This is a genomic window from Falsiroseomonas oleicola (genome assembly GCF_019029495.1).
Lineage (GTDB): Bacteria > Pseudomonadota > Alphaproteobacteria > Acetobacterales > Acetobacteraceae > Falsiroseomonas > Falsiroseomonas oleicola.
The window spans coordinates 356774-380498 of record NZ_JAERQM010000006.1; the positions used below are offsets into that span (position 1 = coordinate 356774).

Consider the following 23725-nt stretch of genomic DNA (forward strand, 5'->3'; position numbering starts at 1 on the left):
GATTTAGCCCGGCAACAGTTCCTCGGCGATCCAGCGTTGTTGCTCGTTCAGCCGGTCGAGGGATGCACGAAGAGTATCCTTTAGGGTCTCGAGATCCGCGTCGGCTAGGCTCATTCGATCAAGAAGGATAGCCAGCAGGAACTCGCCCAGCGCTTCGCCTTGCTGCCGGTCAGATAGGTCCACCATCTGGCGGATAAGATCGCCGACCAAGCGGCTTTCCTCAGGGGTGTCACGATAGTTCAACTCAATAGGCAGTGCCGCCCGAAGAATGGCCGCCTGAATTACACCGTCGTTGTATCGGGCGAACGTCTCACCAGACAGGACGGTGTGCGTCTGCGGGTCGTTCACGATACGGTGCTCCGGTAGTACATCGGCTCCCGTCCGGAGATTTTGCAGTATTGCGGCCATGGTAAGAAAGACGTCGGCTTGGCTGGCGGCGCCGCAAGGCGTGCCAACTGGCCAGAAGGCGAAATTATCGCGGAGCTTTAAACCTTCCTTCGCACCGGGCAGGAAGAGGTCATTCCTGAGTCCCGATGGACTATTGTCCAGGAGCTGGAGCCTACTCGCGACTGTGTTCGGCAGGGTTTGGTCGAGTTCGGCTAGGTAATCCCGTTCTTTGTCCCAACTCTCCGACGCCGTCGCGCGATCGAGAAACACCTCGAACATCGAACTGAAACAGTGGCTGGGCTGTCTTAGGTTCGATTGCAGGAGGCCGAAAGCCCGTTTCGATGATGGTATCGTTGCCGCCGATAGGAAGATGCGATGGGAAGCCGGGGCGTAGCGGCGGAGTGCGCGGCTGATCGACAGCAACTTCTCGCCATGGCCCGTGGCGCCCCCGACAATAACGATGGGGGATCCAGACACCGGCCATCCTGCCGTTTTGTCCTGCTCGATCTCGCTTAGCCCCAACAAGGTGACATTTTTGAGGTCGCCCCCATGCCGACGGATTGCCTCGATCAGGGCATCGGCCACGGACTTTGCCGAAGTATCCTTGTCGGGGTAGACGATGGCGCGAACAGAAGCCGGGATTTCGCGGATGACAGTTTTCTCGACCCACTCCTTGAAGGGCTCCGTCTGACGGAGCTGTTCCACATCGATCCAAATCGCGCGGCGCGAACTCCGCTCGGCGTCGGCCTTGTACGCGACGAATATCCCCTGGCCCTGGAGGCGCGAAATCTTTTCGGCGATGACCGTTGGAGCGTGCTTCAGCCCAGGCACCACGGTCCGCGCAGGTTCCGGCGCGGCGATGAAATGCTCGCCGATCAGCCGAATCGGCCGGGTTAAGGCTGGGTCGGGAGGAGGCGGGGCGGGCGGATATCCAGTGGGATTCAGCTTCTCGTCGATACGGAGATCACACAACACCTGTGTAGGCTTCGGCGGATCGCCGCCCATGGAGAACAAGGTTACGACACGCTCTGCGTCCTTTACACGGCTAGCGATTAGCCCAGCCATACTGCCCGACTGCGAAGCGGAAATCAGGACCAAATCGGCTCGGTCGGGGCTAAATGGATGGGTGTAAATCCCCCGGTAGGATTGAAACGTGCGCACCGTCGGCATCCTGGTCAACCGCTTTATCAAGAGCCCGGCAAGCACGACGCTGGCGATGGATGACGTGTCTAGGTGGACAAAATCCAGGTCGTCGGTTAGGTACGGCAGCAGCCAAAACGCCACGAAGAATATTTCGGCGCCTTCGGAAAGCGCGTGAGACGCGCGGAGAAACCGGGAATCGGTTTTCTTGGATGGTTTCACGAAATGGGCAGTCGGCCCGGCTTCAAGAAGGCCCTGTCGCCGGTTGAACAGCTCCGTCAAGCCCTGGCGGCGAATGTGCTGGAGCGGGAGGGCTTCGGGTGGCGCTCCACGCAGCACCGCATGCCGTCGCACGACGCCAGCTTCGTCGTAAGAGTAAAGGCCGATAGACGTATCCACCGACAGCGTGTGGAAAGCAGAATTGTCTTCCTCCAGTTGGCTTCGTACCTCCGCAGCCCGATCCTTGGGATAGATGAGGTATGCGGCATCTGGGGACAGCGCGCGGCTCGTTTCTGACTTAATCGCGGCAGCAAGATCGTTGATCGAGAAAGCCGTCGGCCCGCAGAAGACGACGAGGGTGGAAATGGCTTGCGGATGCTCGGGCGTCCGGCAACGGAACGCGTAGACGCTGCTCATCGCGCCAGCTCCCGGTTCAGCGGCAACATCGCTGTGATGACGGTTCCCTCTGCCCATGCCTGGGGTACGCTGGGCCTGCCGCCCCTAACCATATCCTCCATGGCTAGATCCTCTTCGGTCGGTTGGCCCAAGCCGGAGCCGTCGAACGCCTTTATGAGCGACAGCCTCCCGCTGCGGATGCGGACGAAGCCTCCCGTGCGTTTCGCTACGTCCATAATCCGGAACAACCCGATCCCACTCGTGAGGTCGGACTTCGTTGTGCCACCCTTGCGTAGGCACGCGCCAACCGCTTGGTACTCGACCTCTAGGGGAACGCTGTCGGCGATAATGCCCTTGTCGAGACCTACTGTCTTTGCAAGCCAGTTCTGAGCTAATCCGGGACCGCTGTCGAAAACCGACACCTCGACGAACTGAGCATGCCGCGCCCCGCCGCGAGGCGCCCAGCCCCCAAAATGAGCGCGAAGGGGCCCGTGCGCGCCCGCCATCCCCTGGAGCTGGTCAACCGCCAAGTAACGATACCCAACCAGAATGCCGCGGGTTGACCTCCGCAGCCGCACTTCCCGGAAATCGGTTCGAGCGTGGTCGTCGGTGTTTTTGAAGGCTTCCTGCACCAGCGCCGCGATTGCCCCCAACGTACCTGACCGCTCGACCGTCGGCATCCCCGGCCGGAGCGTCCTGAGGCAACTTCCGATCAAGGCCTCAAAGTCTCTGGCACTGCGGACGTCGACCGTGCCGGGAACGTACAGGCGGATCGGTCGCCGGTATTCTTGAGCGTTGTCAACGCAGACGATCGGGATGGCCGATTTGTCGATGTCGCGCAATTTGTCGAGCGCCCCTCCGTGCATGGCCAGGACGTAGTCTCTCGTCTGCAGTAACGCCTCGCGGCGCCCGACGGCTTCACCACCGGAGAGCGCGACCTTGCCTGCCATGTTTAGGGCGACGACTCCGAACGGCGTATTCGCAAAATTGTGGAAAGCAACGTCATCGACGCGCTGTGCGTGAATGCGTAGACGCGAGTCCTCCTCGCCACGTACAGCCCAGGTGATGATAAGCTGGATGAGTGCAGCAAGACTGCCGACCGCGCTCGCCTTAACTTTATTAGGAATACGCAACTCCGGTTCACCTAAAGCGATCCGGGAAAGCCCCGCCTCGAATTCATCAAGCGAGAAGTCTTTGTTAATACTAAGCATTAGACTCCCCGTGATGCGCATGGCTCAAGATCTTCGGCTCTCCGATGTGCCCCAAGCCCATCTCGTGTGAGGCTAGAATGAGATGAAAGCCCTGTGCCTTTGGCTCGAAGGCCGATTTGGTGCCTCGTCAATCATGGCAGCTTGCCGGACCACCCGCCAGCACGCTCTCCCGCCAAGAACCGCGTTATCGCCCGGCGCCACAGCGTAGCAAAAACGATGAGGTGTGACCGTCCACTTTACTTCGGCGTTGCACCATACCGGACGGACTGGATTCGGCCAGACCACGCCAGAAGTGCAGTCTCAGACGGAATGCTGCTATGTCCGCTTGTGAGGGTGGCGCGGACATCGACATACCCGGGCTTCTACAGCCGCTTTCCGCCCAGACCCGACGAAGCGCGGCCTTTTATGGATCAGGCGCTGATTGGCAGGCCGCGGCAGTCACACGCAACGGGATCGACCGCGCCGCCACCCCGGCATCAGCTGACTCTGACCATTACGCCGTGCCCGGCTCCGTCCTAGACTGTCCCCGTGACATCCCACGTGTTCCCCGTCGCCTGGTACGACGCGAACGCGGCTCGCCTCGCGGCAGACTACGCACGCGTTGACCCGTCCCTGGCGCTGAACTGGCTGCTCCCCCTCCTCCCGGACCCGCCCGGTCTGGTTCTCGACGTGGGTGCAGGTACGGGCCGGGATGCAGCATGGCTGGCCTCGCTGGGCCACAACGTCGTGGCCGCCGAGCCAGCCGCAGGCATGCGCGATCAGGCCGCACGACAGCACCCTCATGAACGCCTCCAGTGGATCGATGACAGCCTGCCTGCGCTGATGGCGATTGGACGCCTGGGTCTCGCCTTCGACACCATCCTGGTCAACGCGGCCTGGCAGCACGTCGCACCAGCGGACCGGCGACGCGCATTCCGGAAACTGGTCGGCTTGCTAAGGTCCGGCGGCGTCCTCGCCATGACGCTGCGGGACGGGCCTGCCGAAGCGGAGCGGGCGATGTTCCCCGCGCCGCTGGCCGAGGTCGAGGCGCTCGCGCGCGACCACGGCATGACCATGGTGCTGACCGAGCCAGCATCCGACGCTCTCGGCCGTCCGGAGATCAGCTGGACCCATGTTGCTTTCAGGCTGCCGGACGACGGAACCGGTGCGCTACCGCTCCTTCGGCATGTCATCCTCAATGACCAGAAGACGTCGACCTATAAACTCGGCCTGCTCAGAGCCCTCTCAAGAATTGCCGATGGAATGGCGGGCCTAGCGAGGCACGTAGACGACGATCGCGTCGAACTCCCGCTCGGCCTCGTCGCGCTGACGTGGCTGCGCCTCTACCTGCCCCTAGTCGCCGCCAACTTGCCGCAGATGCCCGCGAACCGAGGCGCCGACGGACTGGGCTTCGCAGGCGACGGGTTCCGCGCGCTGCTCGGGGGCGTCATCCCGCGCCTCGACCTGCGCCTCGGCGCCCGCTTCTCGGGTGACGCCGCGCAGGCGGTGCACGCGGCGCTACGCGACGCAGCGACGACCATCACGCGCATGCCCGCAAACTACATGACGTACCCCAACGGTGGCGCAATCCTCCCCGTGACGCGCGCATCCCCCAGGCTTCGCGGCACCGAGGTCGCACTCGACGCGAGCTACCTGTGGGACTTCGGCACCATGGAGGTGCCCCGGACGATGTGGTCGGCGCTCGGCAGGTTCTCTGCGTGGATCGAGCCCGCCGTGAACGCGGAATGGGTGCGCCTTATGCAGGGCTACGCAGCCAGCCAGGGACGCCGCCTTGACGAAGGTGCCATCGCGTCAGCGATGACGTGGTCGGACCCTACCCGCGATGTGGCATTGCCACGCCAGATCGCGACCAGGCTGCTGACCTCGGGCCGCCCGGTCCTTTGCTCGTGGAGCGGCAAATTGCTGAATGCCGAGCGGCTGGACATCGACCATTGCATGCCCTGGTCTGCCTGGCCCTGCTCTGACCTGTGGAACCTGCTTCCAGCGGACCGCCGGGTCAATCAACACCTGAAGCGCGATCGGCTCCCAGCGGAGGCGCTGCTCTTGGCATCGCGGGGCCGGATGCTCGAATGGTGGGAGGCGGCCTACCTGCCGCAGGAACGGCAGCTGCTTGCCGAGAGGTTCGTGGAGGAGGCGCGGGCAAGCCTTCCTAGCCTCGCTGGAGCAGCTTCGCTGGAACGGCCGGAGGACGTGTTCGCTGCCGTCCGCGTGCAGAGGCTGCGGCTCAGGCGCGACCAGCAGGTCCCGGAGTGGGCGGGGATGTCCTGAACATGCGCTAGTCTCCCGCCTGGAATGTGGTCAGCATGGAAGAAGGACCCCGGTGAGGGGTGATCGGCGTCCAAACGGGACCCCTTTGGTGATGGGGTTCACGCTGGTTCCTTGGATGACCAGCGGCCTGGTTCGGGATGCTGGTACCCTCGACTTCGCCCGACCAGAGGCGTCAGTATAATGAGCGGCTCTACAACCCAAGGCGGCGACACTCGGCCATTGGCTATCTCAGCCCCATGGCGTTCGAGCGCTTGCCCGGTTCAGGCTAAACTAGGTGCCCCGCGAACCGGCAGCAGTCCAGGCCAATTTGGCCCCGATCACAACGCGCGAACCTTCTTGAACTCTCGCAGGACGGCCTGGACTGCTCTGGCCAGCGCTTGCGGCGGCAGGGACGGATTGTTGAGTGCCTTGAAGGCGTCTCTTGGGTACCAGGGCCAGCGCGCCAGCTCGGTCTGCGTGGCGGTCCACGCTCGGGCTGCGGCATGCCCGGTGGCGCCTATCGGGATCGGCACGCGGCCGCTGTCCAGAGTCATCCTGAACTCTTCCATGACGCCATCGGCGACCGACAGTGTCCCGTCGGCTTCGCGCTTCGCACCGGCGATGATCACGGTTGCGCCTGCCCGGCTGACCATTTCCTGCCGCCAAGCCCTCCAGAGTGCCGGGTCCGGCACTTCGCCGGGCGCCGGTTGAGGGAATGGTCGGAGCAGCATGTGCCTGTCCAGGCGCAGCGACGGCTGCCCGGTTCTGTTCAGCGCCCCCAGCAGGCCAGAGATGGCGGCAGATCCGATGGTGAGGCCGAAGCCCGACACCAGCCGGAAGCCCTCACCAGGAAGCAGGCCAGCGACCGCCTCAGCGACGGCGCTGGGAAGTTCACGCTCGGCCTCTGAAGCGATCTCAGGAAGGCTGCCCGAGATCAGCACCGACTCCCTCACCGTTCGGAGTTCAACGCGCCCCAGCAGGGCGGGCACCTCGTCCCAGTTGTTAACCTCGACGAACTTGACGCCGTACCTGACCTCCCAGTCCTGGACCCACAGGTCGAAGCGCCGGTCAACTTCGTCCTGGTCTTCCGAAAGTTCGGCCTTGGGGCGCCGTGCGAGGCTGAAGTGCCGCGCGGCGCCGTTGCCGAACATTCGGCGCAGTGTGCTGAACATAATCGCCAGATTCGGATCTCGATGCCCGAAGCCGAGGAAGAGCATCCGCTTCCCGATCAGGTCGGCGGCAAGAGCCGTGAAGAAGCCCTCGCGTGAAGCTGCGTACTGGTCGTAGTGGTCCTTGGCGATGACGATGCTATCGAGGTCGCCGACGCAGCCGTGCATCTTGTAGAGCGTGCCATCCGCCCACGGAGGAGGTGCAACTTTGAAGTCCTCCTGATTACGCTTCACGTCGAGATGTAGACCCTGCTGCTTCCAGGCCTGCTCGATGATTTGGTCGTAGTTGGTGGTCCAGATTGTCCGCAACTGCGACCGCGCCAGAATTTTCAGGGAGCGGGGAAGCCGGTCATCTGGGACAGGGCTCAGCGAATCCCTGATGGTCTGTCGAAGCTCTGCGCCGCGATTTCCGCCTTGGTTCAGGTAATGCTGCGCCACCATCGCCAGGTCATCGAGGCGGTGGAGCTTGATACGGAGTTCCTTGGCGCAGGTTTCCAAAAGGTCTGACCAGGACCCGTAGCCCGCCTCCAGGCTGACGCCGGAACCGACGAACAGCGATGCCTGGCCCTTGGCCAAGGCGTCACCCCATTCAGCGACGAAGGTCTCGGGCGATACCGCCATGGCGCAATGCTTGTCCCGTTGTATAGGCGGCATGATATTCTAAATGCCGATTCGAGAGGAACCTGCATGGCGCGCCGCGTCTTCTTCAGCTTCCACTACCAGCCGGACGTCTTCCGCGCCAACGTGGTCAAGAACGCATGGGTCGGCCGCGATCGGGAAGATGCGGGCTTCTTCAACGCATCTGTCGTTGAGGCGACGAAGAAGACCAGCGACGATGCGCTCCGGACATTCCTTCGGAAGGGCTTGGAGGGGTCGAGCGTCCTGTGCGCGCTCGCCGGGGCCGAAACGGCGAGCCGCCGCTGGGTGAGGTTTGAAGTGCTACAGGCGCTTCGGGATGGCCGCGGCATCATGGAAATCGCCATCCACGGCATCAAGTGCGCCAAGACAGGGAATACAGCGGCGGCCGGTTCATCGGTGTTGGGTGAACTCGGTTTCTGGGCTGGGGACGGCCGGGTGACGTTCATGGAAGTCGGGCCGGACCGGCAGTGGCGCCGAAACGACGACGTGCCGAGCATCGCTGTCAGCGATTTCCACTGGTCAGTGCAGGACAAGCAGGGCGTGAACCTCTCCTCAATGTTCAAACGCCACGACTGGGTCCTGGGCGACGGTTACGCAAATCTTGGGTCCTGGGTCGAGGCGGCCGCGAAGCAGGCGGGCTACTGAGGATCGGCAGATGGCATTTATCACCCTCGGCGAGGCTCGCAGGCGCGGCATGACGCCGCCCCAGACGACCTCAGCCCGCGTGCTCAAGGAGGAGGCCGGAACCCTCCGCAAGAGCGCCGCCCGCTACGACATTTTCCTATCGCACAGCTTCAGCGACGCGACCTTGGTGCTCGGCGTGAAGCGAATTCTCGAGGAGGACGGGGGACTGCGGGTCTTCGTGGACTGGGTGGAGTACCCGGAACTGGACAGGAGCCGGGTGACCGCCGAGACGGCCGCGATCATCCGGGCCGCCATGGAAAACTCGAATTCGATGATCTTCACAACTTCGGAAACATCGCCCTCGTCGAAGTGGATGCCCTGGGAACTGGGCTTCTTCGATGGGAAGCGAGGGTCCGACAAGGTGGCAGTCCTTCCGCTGGTTGAGACCGAGGGCAAGGAGTTCAAGGGGCAGGAATATCTGGCGCTCTACGGACAGGTCGAGCGCCACGACCTGCGGCTGACGAAGAGCGACGGCAGTTCACGCCAACTGCCGCGCGCCCTGGCCGTGGTCTCCTCACCGCGCAGCGCACGGGAGAGCTATACCTTGGTCCCCATGTTCGCCAGCCGCGGCTAGATGCTTCGCCCTGTCCTTGCGACGGGCGGATGTCAGGCTTCAGTCTCCGGTTGCTCGAGTGGTAGGAGCTGGTCCACTTGCCCAAAGAATGACAGGTGCTTCAAGAGAAGTTTGTTGAGGAGGCTCGGGCAAGCCTCCCTGGTCTGGCTGGAGCAGCTTCGCTCAAGCGGTACGAAATGTGTTCGCTGCACCCGTTACCTTGCTCGGCCGAATAACGAGCCGCGCGATAGCCATCCTGGGCATTGAACTTGCGTGGGAGTCGGCACCTCCACCACGCGCACCGGCACCACGCGGGTGCCGCATCAGCGCGCACCACGCCCCGCATCGTCCCTGCACACGCAGGGGGTCTGCGTTGCTCGCGGGCAGAGAGGACGCAGCACCACCCTACCGCATAGCGCTGCTCAAAGCTCGTTCTGGTCCGGCAGGCCGCCGTCGTCCCTTAGGGTATACTTGATCGATACGGGGGCTGGTCCAGATAGCGCCACACGAAACCCGAAGCGCATTATCAGGGTCCCATCCTCGGCACTGGGCTCTGCGACAAATTCGGCAGTTGCCAGATGGGAACCGCTAACGGTGAACTGGACAGCTGCGAGTGCGCGCCTGGAGACAACGATAGTCCAATCCGACGGCAGAAGGGCGTGAAAAAGGGGAATTCCGTTCAGGTCGAGAAAGTAGCCCTGTCGCGCTTCGTCCTGCCGAACCGCGACCGAGAGCCCAGCGGGAACAGGCGCGCCGTAGCCGTGCTTCCACCCGTTGAGCCAAATCAGACTGTTGCTCTGCGATACCAGGATGAGGACTTCGTGGGGCGGCTCGCCGATCCCATCGACGGCAGAAGTCACTGCATCGCACCAAGTCTCGGCATTTGCCACCTGCACGACAGGCGTCGATTGATCCAGCAGCGCACTGCCGACCCCCCAGGCTGCCCGGTCGGCAAGCGCGCCGGGCAACAAGCCCCAGTCACTCTTTGCCTCAACGAGCCGCGGCGACGTGAACTCCCCGCGGGAGTAGCCTTGGAAGCTGATTTCTGCACTGTGCGCCGGGGTGAAAGATGCAGTCTCGACCCGGTCAAAGAGGTTCACGGGGCATCGGGCCATACCCGACGCAAAGGCCGCGCGCGCCGCATCGTCGGCAGTGGTCTGCAGCCGCACCTGATCAAGCGGCAGCGAGGTCAGAGCCGTCTCCAGGTTGGAGGCAACTTGCTGCCTGAGCTCTTGCAGGCGCGCGACGGCCCGTCCACGCCACTCGTCGAAGTCAACTGGGGTCGCCGACCCGGCCGGGTCATCAGACGTCAAGGCGGCGGCAATCGGGGACCATTCGGCGGCGTTGAGCGCGTGCAGGTTGCGGGCGAGTCGGTCGAGGTCCTGAATGGTGTGGCGAGCGGTTTGCGCTTCCCCAGCCGTCGAGGGCACCGCAGTGGCGGCCGCCTCACCCGGCTGCCCGACTGCCCGAGATGCCGCCGCGACCAAGAGCAGGGCTTCTGCGGCGCTCAAGTCGCTCGCCGGACCCGAAGACATGTAGATGCGCATGGAAACCATGTCTTGCGGCGCTTGGCGGGCGAGCGCCGACGCTACCCCCTCCAGGCCATCGCGCGACGCATCCAGCGTCGCGCGCAGGGTGCCACCGAGCCCGCTCCCGAAAGGCCGTTTGGACAGCCGCGAGTGAGCAGCCGTGTCGTGCAGTTCGTGCCGGAAGAGCATGCGCGCGCCAATAATTGATGGATCTTCCCGACCCTTCTGCGACGCCCAAGACAGCAGCACCTCGGCCAACGCGATCAACACAAGGGCCCAGGCCTCCTCCGCCGCCGCACCGAAAGCGGCTCCTGGCGTGATACCAAGGCTGAAGCCGTCCGGCGCGAGCGTGTCCCGGACCTTCTTCCAATCCCTTTCCTCGATGAGGCTCGTGCTCACGCGCCGGTACATCGGCGGCAGGGGCGGATTGTACCCGGTCGCCTTTGACAGTTCATCTGGCCATCGCAGCAGCGCATCGATAGCCCAGCGCACCCCTTCGATGTCGCCGAGGCTCGCCGCCCTGGCCGCCATCCTGGCCGTCCCTTGCAGGTGGGCATTTATCGACGACCAGCCGCCAACAAGCCGCTGCCACTCATCCTCCCCGTCCACCACAGGGGCCGTGCGCATTCGTTCGAGCAGAAGGTAGTTCCACGCACCGATCATGGTGCGCCAAGCTGCCGACTGGACGTCAGGTGCCGGTAGGACCTGGGGGCTGGCCAGTACGGCCGGTCCGCCGCCTGGCGCCCGCCTGAGGCGCATGGAGACAAAGTTGGCGAGCAATGGGAGCAGAGCGTCGCTCGCGGAAAGGGACGAGAGCGGCACGCGGCCTGCGGCGGCGGCAATCCTGGTTGGCAGATAGGCGGCCACTTGGAGCAACTCGGGTCGAGAGAGCGAGACCTCAGCTACGCGCTCGAGCGCGTCCCGGTAGCACTCGCCCCATTCCTGGCCCAGCGTCGCGAATGAGCGCCGACCTGGTTGGTCCGCGTAGCTGCCAGAGTTCCCCTGCATGGCAGCCAGCCGCAGCAACAGGCCATGCAGGTCGGCAGCTTCGGCCAGCCGGACGCGAAGCTCCATGGAGTCACCCGCGAGCGTGGCAGCCATCATCTCATTCGCAGCGTCAGAGAGCAGGTCTCTGGATGACGGCGGTGTCGCCCAGTCCCCCGAATCTCGCTCGATGCTGAACGAGAGGCGAACGAGAAGGCGCTCCACCCGAGTCAGCTCCGCGTCCGCGGTCCATGTGGCGAGGGTAACCGGTCCTTGAACGGCGTCGCCCGGGAGAAGCGGGAAACTGACGCTGCGCCGCTCTGGCGAATGGAGCAGGTTGGCTCCGGCGGCCAGATCGCGACGTTGACGATCCGCCCAGGAGCCTGCCACCAAGTCGAGCAGCGCAACGCGCACGTCCCTCACAATGTGGGGCGTGCCTGGGAGGTGACGCACCACAGCGCCCCCTTTGCCGTGCCCTGCCGCGCGACCTGCTGCAACCTCGACGAGGGGTGACGCGGGTGAGATGGCCGCCGTGTTCACCTCCCGCCCTACCTGGGTCACGATCGTGGGCACGAGCAACTGTTCGAACTCCCTCGGCCAAGCCACGTTGCAGGCGTACGCGTGCCTGAGTGCCTGTCGTCCGGCAGGCGTGAGGAAAGCAAGTGTGCTTTTCAGGAAGAGGCCGATGCCGAGGAGGTTCCCAAGGAACCACACGAGGTTCACCGCCGTAAATCCGACGATGATAGAAATTGGTAGCGACGTGGCGAAGGCCAGGGCAACCGTTGCCGTCCCGCACAATGACAAGGCACTGGCGCCGACCTGGATGGCACCGGTCTGCCGGACGAAGATGAGCATTCTCGCACCGCCGGTTGACCGAGCGCCGAGCAGGACGCTGACCAAGGCTATGACGATGGGGTAGACGAGGCCGAGCAGCGTTGCCTGGGCGGAGAGGAGGGCCACGTTGACGTCACGCAGGACCGCCAACGCCGAGGATGCGTCACCTTGGTTCGCCCCCTGGGACACACTCCCGCCGAGCATGCTGATGAGCGTAGCGTCCCCCACGAAGGCAGCTCCTCCGTACGCAGCGGTGGTACAAACCGCAAAGGTCGCCGCGGCGACCTTCCAGTTGGCCTGCAGCACGGAAAGGACGAACCGCACCGGGTGGCGACGGTGTGCCATCGCTTCATCGTTCGAGGCGTGGTGCTGTCGCACCCTGACGCGCGCCGTTACGCGTGCGCTTGGCCAGACGAGCGCGAGCATGGCCGCCGCCAGCAGTAGCCGGATAGCGCGTGCGGCCATTAGACCCCGGAGCCGTATGGGACCCAGAGCCAACCTTAGCCGCTGGGCCGCCGAGTGAAGGTGGGAGAGCGTCGTTCTCATTCCGGACGGATATCACCCTGCACGCCCCTTGGCACAACGCACCGGATCCTAGGATCGTCGACCTTCGATGATGTCCTCGGCCACAGTGGATACTCCTCGCCTCGAGGGGTGACAGTGCTTGCGGCTGAGGTGCAGGACCTTCTGCAGCGCGTAGCCGACAACCAGCCGGGCTTCAGCGGAGCGCGCTTTGCCTGCATTGGATGCGGGCGGATCGCTGCCCGGGATGACCTTCGCCCTCGTAAGAGCCAAGTGTTGATCGATGCTAAGGTGCGGGTTCCATAAGCCCGGAAAATACCCATCCCCACGGATCCTCTTCCCCGATCAGGACCCATCCAGCATTCCTCTCAAAGACCCTGAGCACGGCACCACTGGGCGCAGTTCGAACAACCGCCGAACTGCCGCTGGCTCCCGCCCTGACATTGGCCGCCTGCCTCATGATGACGCGTTCGCCGACGCCCGCGGTTGATGCTGCCGACGCCGGTCTGGATATCGGAGGTAGAGGCAGACTGGTCACAGTTCGAGTTGGCGCAAGTGCCTCGGGCGCTGAGGCTTGCTCGGACTTTGGCGCCTTAACCTCCGGCGTTGTCCGATCCGCCGAAGCGGGGCGAGGTGCTTCAGCCGATCGGCTTGGCGCTGGCGGCGCGGGCAGAGGAACTGGTAGCGTCACCACAGGGGTGACTGGCAAGTCTGTGGCTGCACTCGAAGGGCGATGTTCGATGATGGGAGAGCGATGTCCGATACCGGTGACAAGGGCGACGGCGGCCGCCGCGCCTGCCAGCGCGAGCAAGCGCTTATGGGTCGTCCTGTTCTCCGGCACGACAGCGGCGTCGGCTGCGGCCTGCGCATATTGAGGGCGGAGTTCCGCCACTCGACCTTCCAAGGCTTGGCGACGGCTCGTATGAGCGGCTGCCGCCGCTCGCATCCGGGCAAGCCCTGCCGCAACTTCGCGTTCCAGCTTTGTGCGCTGTGCCGCAATGTCTCTCTCGACCAATGCTATCTCGGACGAGGAAACGCCTTTGCTCGGATCGAAGCGAAATGAGGCTTCGTGCGACCGGCGCCAGGCCAGCAGTTTGGCCACTGTGGCCGGGCCGAAGCCTGGCACTGCCAACAGGCGATGGCTGATGATGTCGCTGGCCGTGTCGATGCCATGGCTGGCCAGGGTGGCAACACGTGCCGGGCCGATGCCGGGGACCTTGGCGTTGGTCAGTGAGAAGTGGTCCAGATGGTCTTCGAGCTGCTTTTCCCGACGCTGCTCGTTCAGCTTCTGCATGCGCTTGGCGCGTTCGCCGTTGAGCCCATCATACTGAGCCTTGAGACGAGTGAGGTTCGCCCTGATGTCCGAAGCGCTAGGCCCAGGCAACGGCATGTTCCAAGCGCGCCGAAGCTCATCCCATTCCCGCTTCAGTTCGCCCAGCCTTTGCTGAAACGGGTTCTGCTGCGCGTTCTGACCGATGCGGTGGATGATGAAGGCGATCACGCCGATGGCAGGCACCATCGCGGCGCGGAAGTCAGGAGAAGCGAAAGCGAGTGTTACCGCCAAGCTCGCAGCTACCGAACCCCAAGCAGCCGTCTTCAGGCTGCGTCCGCTCCCGGCCAATGCTTGCGCAGCTGGAGACGCCTGAACTGCCGGGCCGGGTGGAGGTGGACACTGACCCAGCAGAGGCGGGTCAGGGAGCTTGGAGACCTCCTGCCAAAGCGCTGCCATACCGGTCGCGCCAACCGCACCGGGTTTGAACACCACGGGAAACAGCGTGATCCCACTCGCATTCTCAATCGCGCACCACGGACAGGCGCTGAGCCCCTTGCGGTAGAAGTGGGCGCCGTTCGCGCCGCACGACTTCAGATCAGATGCGAGTTCACCTAAAGCCGTGACCCACTGGTCAGCATTCGGTCGTCCAGCACGTGCTGCCCCGGGAGCGAAGGCTCTCTCGAACAGGTCCTGGATGGAGGGCGTCAGCGCGTCAACTGGGAGGCTCCCTGGAGGAGGCTCCATGGCTGTGCGTGAACGGTCGCGCGAGTAGGCATAGCGGGACGCCTTGATCGCATCCTCGATTGAGGGCGGTTCGCCAGGACCCTTGTATCGTCCCGCAAAAGGATGGCGCGCAATGCAGAGCAGCTGGAAGACGATAACTGCCAAGCCAAAGCTGTCGTGGTTTGGCGTCCTCAACACACCGGCGTAGCTGTCGAGGGCCTGCATTTCCGGAGGTTGATGCGTCCCCACCCCGACCTCACAGAACCAGGTCTTCCCGGCCTGCGTCACCTGGAAGCTGTCGCAGTCAATCATGCGGACCGTGGCGTCTTGACCAACCACAAGATTGCCGTGGTTGACATCGCCGATGACCAGTCCCGCAGCGTGCACGGTCGAGAACGAGCGTGCGGCATTGGCCGCAGCGTGGATCAGGAAGCGCCAGTCGGCAGTCGGGAATTCCTGCATTCGCAGTTTGGGGCCGTACAACTTAAAGACCGGCTCGTGCCCGCCGACCTTCGGCATCATAAAACCTGCAACCGAGCCCGACGGCTCGTGGAGCGTTCCGGTCGGCCAAGCTGCGATGCGTAGAAGCGGAGCAGACGCCATCCCAGCCATGGCTGACAGCTTCGCGGCACGCTGGGCGCTGGGAGCCTTGAGGTAGACCTTGGCGACCGCGTCGGGTTTTCCGGCTACGTCGAACACCGCCCCCTCGCCACCACGACCGAGCTCCTTCCCAAGCGTGACGGAGTTGCCCCGAGCATCCAGGAGCCGACCCGGCTTCACGGGAGCACGGTCCTGGCAGGCGGCAGCGCTCGGGTTGCCATCACGAGGGTCTTGTCGTCGTCAGTGCGACGATTGACGTGATCCGAGTCGAGGTAGGCTAGCAGTCCTGGGGAAACGCACCCGGAGTAGTCAGGCTCAGTCCCTGCGAGCCATTCGAAGATCGGCTGGAACGCCGGGCCGTGCACGGTCCTGGCCGACATGTCGAGCACAAGGCGCTCGATGCCGTCGGAGAAAAGCGCGATCTGATCCATTGCAGGTTGGACTTCGAACTGCAGGACGCGCTCGGCGCCGTCCTGGGTGATGAAGTAGGTGCTGTTCGCGTACTCCCCATGCTGCGGCCAAAAGATCCAGGAATAGCCTTGAGCCTCTGCGGTCGAGACTACGATCGCTCCGTCGCCAATCTGGACGTAGGCGGCCATGCTCGGCCCGACCACGGCGCCGAGCAGGGTGCATGCATATTCATTGGGCTCAGCACCGTCTTGGACGGCACGCGCCCCGATGGCGTCGCGAACTTCGTCGAACCATTCCTCTACGAAGGCGTGGTCCACCGTCTTGAGGTCGGATGATGCTGCTCCGGCCAGGGCGAAGCGCTCCAGGAAGCTCTCGACGACCAGCGCGGAACCGACATCAGATCGCTTGGCCGTGCCAGCCCCGTCGCTTACCGCGGCGACCAGGACCTCCGTTCCATCGGCAGCCTTCACCACCCGGCAGGCACCGGCATCCTGGCATGGGGTGCCGTTCTTCTGGTGCGAGGTACCGATTGACGAAGCGAATGCAGTCCGCCAGCTCCTCCCCGTGATCACACTGCTGACCAACCAGATGGCGGCGGGAGGGCCACGAGCTGGCCCGGCTGGGAACGGGCAACACCCCCCAGAGAACTCGACAGCCAAGTAAACAACTCGCGGAAGCTCAGGCCCTGCAGCTTCAACGGCGGACGGCTGGGGCTGCAGATCTGCCCGAGCTTACTCATGTCGGCGCCTTCGACACCAACGGCGAAGAAGCTGAATGCCTTCCGCTCCGGGTTGTCGCCTTGACGAACGCGCTCGGCCGCTGCGGCATAGCTATCTGTGGGCGCGCCGTCAGTGATGAGGAATACCCACGGACGGTAGTACGCAACGCCTGCATGCTTGTAGATGCCCTTTCGGGTCTCCAGCATGTCCAGGCCCTGCATGATTGCTGAGCCCATCGGGGTGTCGCCCCCAGCTTGCAGAGTCGGGGGTTGGAAGACATCAGCGGTTTCGAAATCCGACAGGACATTGACCGGTCCGAAGGTCATCATGGCGACCTCGACCCTCTGGGAGGCCATGGCGTCGCCGGTCAGTTCCTCCCTGAAGGTTCGTAGGCCGTCGTTCAGCGCCGCGATGGGCCTGCCGTTCATGGATCCAGAAGTGTCGAGCAGCAGGAGGCACGGACACCTCGGCTCGGGGTTCTCAATGAGACTAGGGGGGACGAAGGGGATCTGATCGGAAAAGCTCATGGTCGTTCCTGCCTAAGGGGCGGCAGGATATACTTTGACCTAGTTTAGCAACAAGGCTGGAACGGCCCCGGCTAAAACCAGCTTCATGACCCGCTGCGACGGTGGTCGCCGATAACGGCTATTGTCGCCGCCGCACCGCCGTTTATGCTGGTTTCGGAGGGGAGTAACGGCATGGGCTGGCGCTTTAGGAAATCCGTCAAGATCCTGCCCGGCGTCCGAATGAACATCGGGTCAAAAGGTATAACCAGCTGGTCGTTTGGCGGCCGCGGAGTCAGGGTCAACGTCGGAAAACGCGGGACCTCGACAACTTACAGCCTGTTCGGCACGGGCCTGTCCTATCGTTCGCACACCCCTCGCGCCCAGCCGAGCCAGTCAGCCGTCAAAGCCAGGGTCATCGCGCAATCGCCTTCACCTCCCCCTTTGCCCGGGCCTGCACCGGCTAGGCGGAGCTCTATCGGCACATACGCATTTGTCGGTGTCGCGGCGCTGATCATGTACCTGGTGCTGAAGCCAGATCGTCCCGTCTCGCAGGACCCCGCATCCCCGGTTGAGGCCAGCTCTCGGGTGCTCCAGACGTCGCCTCCTTCTCCCGCATCAAGGCCTACGCTCGTCGCCCCTGTGTCTGCGTCTCCTTCCTCGCCGGTAGCCCGGCCGCCTGAAAGTGCACCACGTCCGACGTTCTTGAGGGACGCCGTGACCACAACCGGTGCCAATGTCAGAGCTTCGGCGTCGAGGTCCGGTTCAGTCGTCAGAGTTCTGAATGCTGGAACTCAGGTCCAGATCGTCGGCCAGGAGGGTGCCTGGCACAGGGTCGCTGACTCGAGCGGGGAAATCATGGGATGGGTGCACGGCTCCATCCTCCGCTAGCGGAACCGAAAAAGGCCGACCGACCTCTACTTTGTCAGCAACGAAGCCCCATAGCCGCGAGCGTCGCGTTGTCGAGCGTGCCCGTCTCGGACAGCCGTCGGGATCTCTGGAACTGCACGAGAGCCGAACGCGTACCCGGCCCCATGATCCCGTCGATCGCACCTGTGTAGAGGCCGAGCGCACGGAGCTCGACCTGCGCCCGCATTCCCATGACGGCGCCTGCGGTAGAGCAGGTCCCAACATCCTGCGTCGGTGCCTGCTGGGCAGGCCGCGCGGCTTGCCCGCTGCCGGGTGACCTGGCTGCTGGCGGCGGCGGGCTCGAAGGAACGATCTGTGCTGGGGCGGGTGCCGGGACTGGCGCCGAACGCAGCGGTGCGGCGTAGCTGGGCGGGGCTATGTACCTCGGTGGCGGAGCATAGGAGGGCGAAGGCGCGTAGCTGTTCCCGCGATAGCCGGATCCCGAGTAGTGGCTGGAATGGCTACGGTGGCTGGAATGGCTACGGTGGCTACGGTGCTGTGCATAAAGCTCTGGGCCATCGACGCGGTTCTGCAACTCCATGACAAACGGACCACGACCAGCGTCGTCAGTTGCCGCTGATGGGCCAGGAGCAGTCGCGGCATGGGCTGCGCCGAACCCGAAGGGTGCGATGGCGAGCCCCGGCAGAGCCCTGTAGAGCAGGCGCACCAGGGTGCTCCAAGTTTTCGTCATGCGGATGCCTCCGACATTTCCGCGGCCGAGAGGGGCCGTATGCGCTGACCACGCCATGTGGCATCGGCAGATATGAAGAAGCCACAGCAGGCAGTCCGAACGGCGCAACCTTCGCACTCGGCCGCGTAATCCTGCTTCCAGTCGCTGATGCTCTGGCGTGCCAGAGGCCATGCCTGTCTGGGTAGGAGGCAAAGCGGGACGTTATAGATGGAAACCGGCATCCCTCGGCGCGCCAGGTAGATTGCAGCGTCTGCGACTGTGGCTGCCGCATCCGCAGGGTCGACCCAGAGCCTGTCTCGATTCTTGCGGGCGTACCCCATCGGCTCCAGACCCATCAGCGCCACGTGCCCCGAGAATGGCAGGTTGCGCCAAATGAACTCCGCCAGTGCAGGCAGCCGAGGAAGGCTCATGGCGTGCGCGACAAAGCGGATTTCGACGTCGTGGCCAGCTTCCGCCAGGTTGTGGATCCCCTCCAGCGTCTCGTCAAAGGCACCTGATGCCTGCACGACATCATCGTGTACGCGAGCCACCTCGGCATAGAGCGGGATGCCCCAGGTGACCGCATCGACGCCTGCGGAGACTGTGCGAACCAGCCCTGGATCCGAGAAGAGTCTGCCGTTGGTCAGGATGTGCAGTCGGGTCGATGGAAGGCGTTCCCGAACCACTTCCAGCAACCTGCCGAGCCCCTCGCCCAAGAGGGTCGGCTCGCCGCCGGTGATGCCCAAGACCTCAATATCGTGGTCGAGTAGCGGGATAACGTCGAGCGCCTCGGCAAGGCGCCAGCTGTCATCCTCATCTCGAGGAGGTTGGCTGCACATGACGCAAAGGCTGTTGCAGCGCTCTGTGAGGAGCAAGGTATTCGCGTTGGCGCCGCGACGATGCACGATGCCAACCCGTCCCGGGCTCGACTCAACCCGCACGACATCGCCTGATCCGGCGACGTCACCGCGTCGAAGCGAGTGGATCAACGGTAGCCCGGCTTCGCGCGCTTCGGGCACGTGATCGATTGTGCCGAAGGCAGCACCGAAGTCAGCGGCGGCCAGCGCGGCAAGCAGGACCTTACCGGAACTCGGATGTCGAAGGTCCACGGCAACCCGGTTGAGCGGGAGCTCGGTTGCCAACGCTTCCGGCAGAGCCAAGAGCTTTAGCAGCTTAGGCGTCGGCCCGAGGCCCTCCACCTGCGCAAGGGTGTGCAACGGAAGGCTCATGCTAATGGCGCTCCGTCCGTACCCCACCGCCTCGTCGCCCAGCTCAGCAGTACGTCCCGTGTCGCGGCATCGCCGTGTTCAAGCAAGCCGAGCAGCAGGTCGAACAGGCCCATGTGCCGTTGGCAAAAGTCGCTGGACAGTCGATCTGCGGCTACGTCGCCCGCCGTGGCATGGTGGTGAACCGGGTCAGAGCCGCACCACGGAACAAGGGCACAGTCGCGGCACCCCGGCTGCTCCTCCGCAACACCGCCACGCGCCAGCGTCTCCATAGCGGCGGACGCCATCAGCTGCGCCAGCGGCTCAGTGACTGCACCGAGCCTGAAGGTGGGATCGCCGGTGGCGCCGAGCATCCGGCCTTCGTCGGATGCGTAGACGGACCCATCGTGGTCGTAGACGAGTACGCCGAGACCGGCACCTGCAGGAGAACGAAGGTCCAGATAGCCGGAGTGAAAGGGGGTCAGCATGTGGCGGAGGAGAACGGCAGCGTACGCCTCCTCCACGGCCAATCCGCCTCGGTTGAGCTCAAGGATCCGCCGCAGCGCGCGCTCGTAGAACGCCAAGAACGCAGCCATGTCGTAGCCCGTGCGACGAGCTGAGCGGACCGCGAAGCCAAACGGGCTGACCGAACGCAGGAACAGTGACCGGAAGCCGAGCGACACCAGCGCGTTCACCATCGCCTCCGGCTGCTCCAGCCCCGAGCGCGTGACCGTGGTGATCGCGGCTACATTCGCGGGGCCGAGCACCTCGCGGGCAAGAGCAACGCCTTGCAGTGTCTTGGCAAGCGAGTTGCCGCCAGGAACTGGGCGGTTGCTGTCGTGGACCGCGGCAGGCCCATCAATGGAGGCGGACAACTGGAAGGCGTGGTCGCGGAGGAAGGCGGCAATCTCCGGGGTCAGGTGATGCAGCGTCGATGTCATGGAGAAAGTCACGCTGCGGCCCGCGGCTCTTCGCGTGACCTCCTCCGTCACGCGCTGGATGACGTCGAAAGCCAGTAGAGGCTCGCCCCCCTGGAACTCCACCGTCAGTGCCTTGGCGGGGGACTCAAGTATCCGGTCCACCGCTGCCAGCGCGTGGGTCGGACTCATGTCATAGCCCGCCTCGTCCATCCGGCGCCGCGAGACCTGGCAGTAGCCGCAGGAGTGGTCGCACCGGAGTGTGGGCACCATGATGTGGAGGCTGGGCCCCTCAAGCACGAACGCCTTCTTGGTGCGGAGTTTGGTCGCCAGAAGCCGCAAAGGCACTGCGACCTGCCCTTCGTGGATCATGTGCCGGGCCAACAGCGCATCGTACGCGGCAGTCCCCCGCGGAAGCGTGCCATCCAGCAGGGCAGCATGTTCAGCTTCGGTCAGCAGGGCGAACTCGCCAGCCTCGTTCGTGACGAGCAGCCTTCCGGACAATGACGGGAGCCGGGTGCTGCGGACGGGGAGCAGACCAAAGCCGCCCGGTCCTCGTGACGCGAAGCGGGACCGCAAGGTGCTGGATCCCACGCCAAGCGCGGCGGTAGCGATGACATTGCGCCAGGCGTCGCCATCATTCCATCGCGCGTGGCTGAGTTGAGCGTTGCTGGGCTGCTCTCCGAAAGCGTCGGCCGAGGCAGAAAAGCCATCCGGTGTCATAACGCTCACTGTCCATTTAATTCGACCACTCAACTACTTCAGCTTGCACAGCCTCAATCTGATTGGGAAGCTGCATTCGAGTAATTCGGGCGCGGCTGACATTAATGGCCCAGGGGTCCGCCGCGGACTGGTTGAGAGATGCGCCTACACCACGCCTCGAACCGGCTCTCAACGGTGACGCTCTCAACAGCCGAGAGAGCAAGGCCGATGTCACACAACCAGTTTCGTCTCGCGAAATGAACGCTATGTCCCAACGGGCATTGCAAAAGCGGTCGCGAGCTTGGCGCCCATTTAGCATCGGCGCACGTAAATGCCCGCGCCACCGACACATGTCGCGGCTTCTGTCGGCGCTTGGCTTCAGCGTTATGGCGAGTTCCTCGGTGCCGGAGCTTTTGCATGAGAGGGACGGCCTGTTGACGCCGAAGGAGGCGGCTGATGCCTGTGCACGAGGCGACAGCGTGACCTCGGCAGGCGAGCATCAGGATGGTCAACAGTAAGATCGTGCCGCAGTCTCGCGCGACGCGGGTCATCTCGCGGCAGGCCGGTGCCTGGAACGGGGACGTCATGCCAGCAGGCAGGGCGACGGCGCTACAGCAGGGGAGAGAACAGATGCGCGCAGCTGTTGTGGCCGAGGGCGGTTTGGTGGTGAAGGAGGTGCCTGATCCGCGCCCTGGTCCACGTCAGGTGCTGGTCCGGCTGCGTGCCATCGGCCTGAACCGCGCCGACCTGGGTGTGGCGTCAGGCCACAAGCACGGCAACCAGGGCGGGCCCGGCGCCATCCCCGGCATCGAGGGCGCGGGCGAGGTTGTCGAGGTCGGGTCGGAGGTGCCCTCCCACATCGTACCGGGCATGCGCGTCATGGCCTCGATGTCTGGCTCCTACGCCGAGTACTGCGCCGTTGACTGGGACCGCCTGTTCCCTGTGCCGTCCAACAACATGTCCTGGGAGGTTGCGGCGACGCTGCCACTGGCTCTGCAGACCATGCATGACGCGGTCGTCACCCATGGGCTGTGTGGTCCCGGCCGCAGCATCCTGATCCAAGGCGCCTCCTCCGGCGTCGGATTGATGGGCTTGCAGGTGGCGCGACTGATGGGCGCCACCACGGTCATCGGCACCTCGACGAATGCCGAACGCAGGGCGCGGCTTACAGAGTTCGGCGCCACCCATGCGGTGGACACCTCGGACACGCGCTGGGTGGACCAGGTGCTGGAGGCGACAGGTGGCCGCGGTGTGGACGCAGTGGTCGACATGATCAGCGGGCCTCTCGTCTCCCAGACACTGCGCGCGACAGCCATTCTCGGGCGGATCGTCAATGTCGGCCGTCTTGGCGGCACCGTGGCGGAGTTCGACTTCGACACCCATGCGGCGCGGCGCATCACCTATGTCGGCGTGACCTTCCGGACCCGCAGCGCCGAGGAGGTCGCCGAGATCGTGCGCCGGTCCCGGACTGACTTGTGGGGTGCGCTGGAAGCCGGGAAGCTCTCGCTCCCGCTGGACCGGACATACGCGCTGGACGAGGTGAACGAGGCGCTGGCACAGATGAAGGCAAATCAGCACTTCGGCAAGCTGGCACTTATTCCGTGAGCCACCCGCGCACGGACACTGTTCCCGAATCCCGGAACTCGTGAAGGCCGTCTTCGACACGCGGCCGGTGACATCGTACGACGACGATGTCACGCACCGCTACCACTTCCCAGACCGATACCTCGAGGCTGCGCGTCGCACCCTAGGCGATTGGGTGTTGTTCCGGGAACCGCGGCGCGGCGGCGGCCGCGAGGGCTATGTGGCGGTCGCGCGCGTCGAGCGGATCACGCCCGATCCGGCGCGCCCGAAGCATTCCTACGCATGGCTATGCGACTTCCTGCCTTTCGACGAGGTGGTGCCGTTGCGGCGAGGAGCGGGCTTCTACGAGGTCACGCTGAACTCGGTGCCCGACCCGTCGCGGATTGGCGCCGCACTGCAGGGCAGGTCCATCAGGAACATCTCCGACGCCGAGTTCGGCGCCGTCGCCAGAGCCGGACTGCAAGCGACGCTCGACCCGGCGAACGCAATTGCCAGGCGCCTTTCGCCGACTGAGATTGACGTCGACACTGCAGCGGCACTGCATGCGTCACCTGAGGAACAGGAACGGCGCATCGTCCAGCTGCTCGTGAACCGCAAGATCCGCGACGCTGCGTTCCGAGGAGCGGTGTGCGCCGCCTACGACAGCCGATGCGCTGTGACGCGACTGCGGATCGTAAACGGTGGCGGCCGGGCTGAGGTGCAGGCGGCACATATCTGGTCTGTGGCAAGCGGCGGACCCGATGTCGTCCAGAACGGGATCGCGCTCTCGGCCACAGTGCACTGGCTGTTCGACCGCCACCTCATCTCGCTGACTGACAACTACGGCCTGTTGGTGTCGCACAACAAGGTGCCCTCAGAGCTCCGAACCCTGTTCACGCGGCAGCTCGACAAGATCCACCTGCCTGCCGATCGCGGGCTGTGGCCCCATCTAGACTACGTCAGGCGCCACAGAGAGGAATTTGTGGCCGGTTGAGGTGAAGGACGCGCGACAGTGC

The 23725-nt window shown here is 64.3% G+C and carries 16 protein-coding genes; 6 read left to right on the forward strand and 10 right to left on the reverse strand.

All coding sequences use genetic code 11. The features are described from left to right. Positions 1-3: 3 nt before the first annotated feature. Together JJQ90_RS20560 and JJQ90_RS20565 are read right to left on the reverse strand one after the other, a co-directional pair. Positions 4-2163: a hypothetical protein gene (locus tag JJQ90_RS20560; RefSeq protein WP_216878128.1), complete on the reverse strand. Its 2160-nt coding sequence runs from the start codon at positions 2161-2163 to the stop codon at positions 4-6. Continuing rightward, a complete protein-coding gene (locus JJQ90_RS20565) occupies positions 2160-3374 on the reverse strand; it encodes a hypothetical protein (protein ID WP_216878129.1) in 1215 nt (404 codons plus the stop codon). Before JJQ90_RS20565 ends, JJQ90_RS20560 begins: the two co-directional genes overlap by 4 nt. Positions 3375-3893: 519 nt before the next feature. Between JJQ90_RS20565 and JJQ90_RS20570 the strand changes: the two genes are divergently transcribed. Continuing rightward, a complete protein-coding gene (locus tag JJQ90_RS20570) occupies positions 3894-5621 on the forward strand; it encodes a methyltransferase domain-containing protein (protein WP_216878130.1) in 1728 nt (575 codons plus the stop codon). Between the two features lie 317 nt (positions 5622-5938). On the opposite strand, the gene JJQ90_RS20575 is transcribed toward JJQ90_RS20570, so the two are convergent. Continuing rightward, positions 5939-7390 (reverse strand): SIR2 family protein, encoded by a 1452-nt coding sequence (locus JJQ90_RS20575; RefSeq protein WP_216878131.1) that lies wholly within the window; start codon positions 7388-7390, stop codon positions 5939-5941. Between the two features lie 66 nt (positions 7391-7456). Here JJQ90_RS20575 and JJQ90_RS20580 point away from each other — a divergent pair, with 66 nt between their 5' ends. Together JJQ90_RS20580 and JJQ90_RS20585 are read left to right on the forward strand one after the other, a co-directional pair. Next, complete coding sequence (locus JJQ90_RS20580) at positions 7457-8053, forward strand: TIR domain-containing protein (protein ID WP_216878132.1); 597 nt, start codon at positions 7457-7459, stop codon at positions 8051-8053. A gap of 10 nt (positions 8054-8063) precedes the next feature. Next, positions 8064-8666: a TIR domain-containing protein gene (locus tag JJQ90_RS20585; protein ID WP_216878133.1), complete on the forward strand. Its 603-nt coding sequence runs from the start codon at positions 8064-8066 to the stop codon at positions 8664-8666. A 401-nt stretch (positions 8667-9067) separates the two neighbouring features. Here the strand turns inward: JJQ90_RS20585 and JJQ90_RS20590 are convergent, their stop codons facing one another. The 4 genes from JJQ90_RS20590 to JJQ90_RS20605 all read right to left on the reverse strand — a co-directional run bounded on the left by JJQ90_RS20590 (position 9068) and on the right by JJQ90_RS20605 (position 16767). Further along, positions 9068-12418 carry a hypothetical protein gene (locus JJQ90_RS20590; protein WP_216878134.1) on the reverse strand — a complete coding sequence of 1117 codons (3351 nt, stop codon included), beginning with the start codon at positions 12416-12418 and terminating at the stop codon, positions 9068-9070. A 382-nt stretch (positions 12419-12800) separates the two neighbouring features. Continuing rightward, the gene (locus tag JJQ90_RS27530) at positions 12801-15209 is read right to left on the reverse strand and encodes an SH3 domain-containing protein (protein WP_216878135.1); all 2409 of its coding nucleotides are present in this window, start codon (positions 15207-15209) and stop codon (positions 12801-12803) included. Positions 15210-15286: 77 nt separating this feature from the next. Further along, complete coding sequence (locus JJQ90_RS20600) at positions 15287-16093, reverse strand: PP2C family serine/threonine-protein phosphatase (RefSeq protein ID WP_329959489.1); 807 nt, start codon at positions 16091-16093, stop codon at positions 15287-15289. Further along, positions 16090-16767, reverse strand: a complete 678-nt coding sequence (locus JJQ90_RS20605) for a vWA domain-containing protein (protein WP_216878137.1) — start codon at positions 16765-16767, stop codon at positions 16090-16092. Before JJQ90_RS20605 ends, JJQ90_RS20600 begins: the two co-directional genes overlap by 4 nt. Positions 16768-16938: 171 nt before the next feature. Here JJQ90_RS20605 and JJQ90_RS27640 point away from each other — a divergent pair, with 171 nt between their 5' ends. Continuing rightward, positions 16939-17634, forward strand: coding sequence for a DUF4236 domain-containing protein (locus JJQ90_RS27640; protein WP_216878138.1), 696 nt, complete (start codon positions 16939-16941; stop codon positions 17632-17634). 34 nt (positions 17635-17668) lie between these two features. Here JJQ90_RS27640 and JJQ90_RS27645 read toward each other — a convergent pair whose 3' ends face one another. From JJQ90_RS27645 to hxsB, 3 genes are read right to left on the reverse strand one after another with little or no spacing between them, the layout of a single operon-like run. Beyond that, the gene (locus JJQ90_RS27645) at positions 17669-18400 is read right to left on the reverse strand and encodes a peptidoglycan-binding protein (protein ID WP_377099628.1); all 732 of its coding nucleotides are present in this window, start codon (positions 18398-18400) and stop codon (positions 17669-17671) included. Next, on the reverse strand, positions 18340-19551 hold the full coding sequence (gene hxsC / locus JJQ90_RS20620; RefSeq protein WP_216878140.1) for a His-Xaa-Ser system radical SAM maturase HxsC: 1212 nt from the start codon (positions 19549-19551) through the stop codon (positions 18340-18342). Before hxsC ends, JJQ90_RS27645 begins: the two co-directional genes overlap by 61 nt. Continuing rightward, entirely contained in the window at positions 19548-21167 is a 1620-nt protein-coding gene (gene hxsB, locus JJQ90_RS20625; protein WP_216878141.1) for a His-Xaa-Ser system radical SAM maturase HxsB, read from the reverse strand. Before hxsB ends, hxsC begins: the two co-directional genes overlap by 4 nt. A 609-nt stretch (positions 21168-21776) precedes the next feature. Here hxsB and JJQ90_RS20630 point away from each other — a divergent pair. Then, positions 21777-22751, forward strand: a complete 975-nt coding sequence (locus tag JJQ90_RS20630) for a quinone oxidoreductase family protein (RefSeq protein ID WP_216878142.1) — start codon at positions 21777-21779, stop codon at positions 22749-22751. A gap of 40 nt (positions 22752-22791) precedes the next feature. Continuing rightward, entirely contained in the window at positions 22792-23703 is a 912-nt protein-coding gene (locus tag JJQ90_RS20635) for an HNH endonuclease (RefSeq protein ID WP_216878143.1), read from the forward strand. Positions 23704-23725 lie beyond the last annotated feature (22 nt).

Excerpts from the sequence above, each read along its gene's own strand:
- JJQ90_RS20560 (WP_216878128.1), bottom strand. The coding sequence starts at position 2,163 with ATGAGCAGCGTCTACGCGTTCCGTTGCCGGACGCCCGAGCATCCGCAA.
- JJQ90_RS20565 (WP_216878129.1), bottom strand. The coding sequence starts at position 3,374 with ATGCGCATCACGGGGAGTCTAATGCTTAGTATTAACAAAGACTTCTCG.
- JJQ90_RS20575 (WP_216878131.1), bottom strand. The coding sequence starts at position 7,390 with ATGGCGGTATCGCCCGAGACCTTCGTCGCTGAATGGGGTGACGCCTTG.
- JJQ90_RS20580 (WP_216878132.1), top strand. The coding sequence starts at position 7,457 with ATGGCGCGCCGCGTCTTCTTCAGCTTCCACTACCAGCCGGACGTCTTC.
- JJQ90_RS20585 (WP_216878133.1), top strand. The coding sequence starts at position 8,064 with ATGGCATTTATCACCCTCGGCGAGGCTCGCAGGCGCGGCATGACGCCG.
- JJQ90_RS20590 (WP_216878134.1), bottom strand. The coding sequence starts at position 12,418 with ATGCTCGCGCTCGTCTGGCCAAGCGCACGCGTAACGGCGCGCGTCAGG.
- JJQ90_RS20605 (WP_216878137.1), bottom strand. The coding sequence starts at position 16,767 with ATGAGCTTTTCCGATCAGATCCCCTTCGTCCCCCCTAGTCTCATTGAG.
- JJQ90_RS27640 (WP_216878138.1), top strand. The coding sequence starts at position 16,939 with ATGGGCTGGCGCTTTAGGAAATCCGTCAAGATCCTGCCCGGCGTCCGA.
- JJQ90_RS27645 (WP_377099628.1), bottom strand. The coding sequence starts at position 18,400 with ATGGCGTGGTCAGCGCATACGGCCCCTCTCGGCCGCGGAAATGTCGGA.
- hxsC (WP_216878140.1), bottom strand. The coding sequence starts at position 19,551 with ATGAGCCTTCCGTTGCACACCCTTGCGCAGGTGGAGGGCCTCGGGCCG.
- hxsB (WP_216878141.1), bottom strand. The coding sequence starts at position 21,167 with ATGACACCGGATGGCTTTTCTGCCTCGGCCGACGCTTTCGGAGAGCAG.
- JJQ90_RS20630 (WP_216878142.1), top strand. The coding sequence starts at position 21,777 with ATGCGCGCAGCTGTTGTGGCCGAGGGCGGTTTGGTGGTGAAGGAGGTG.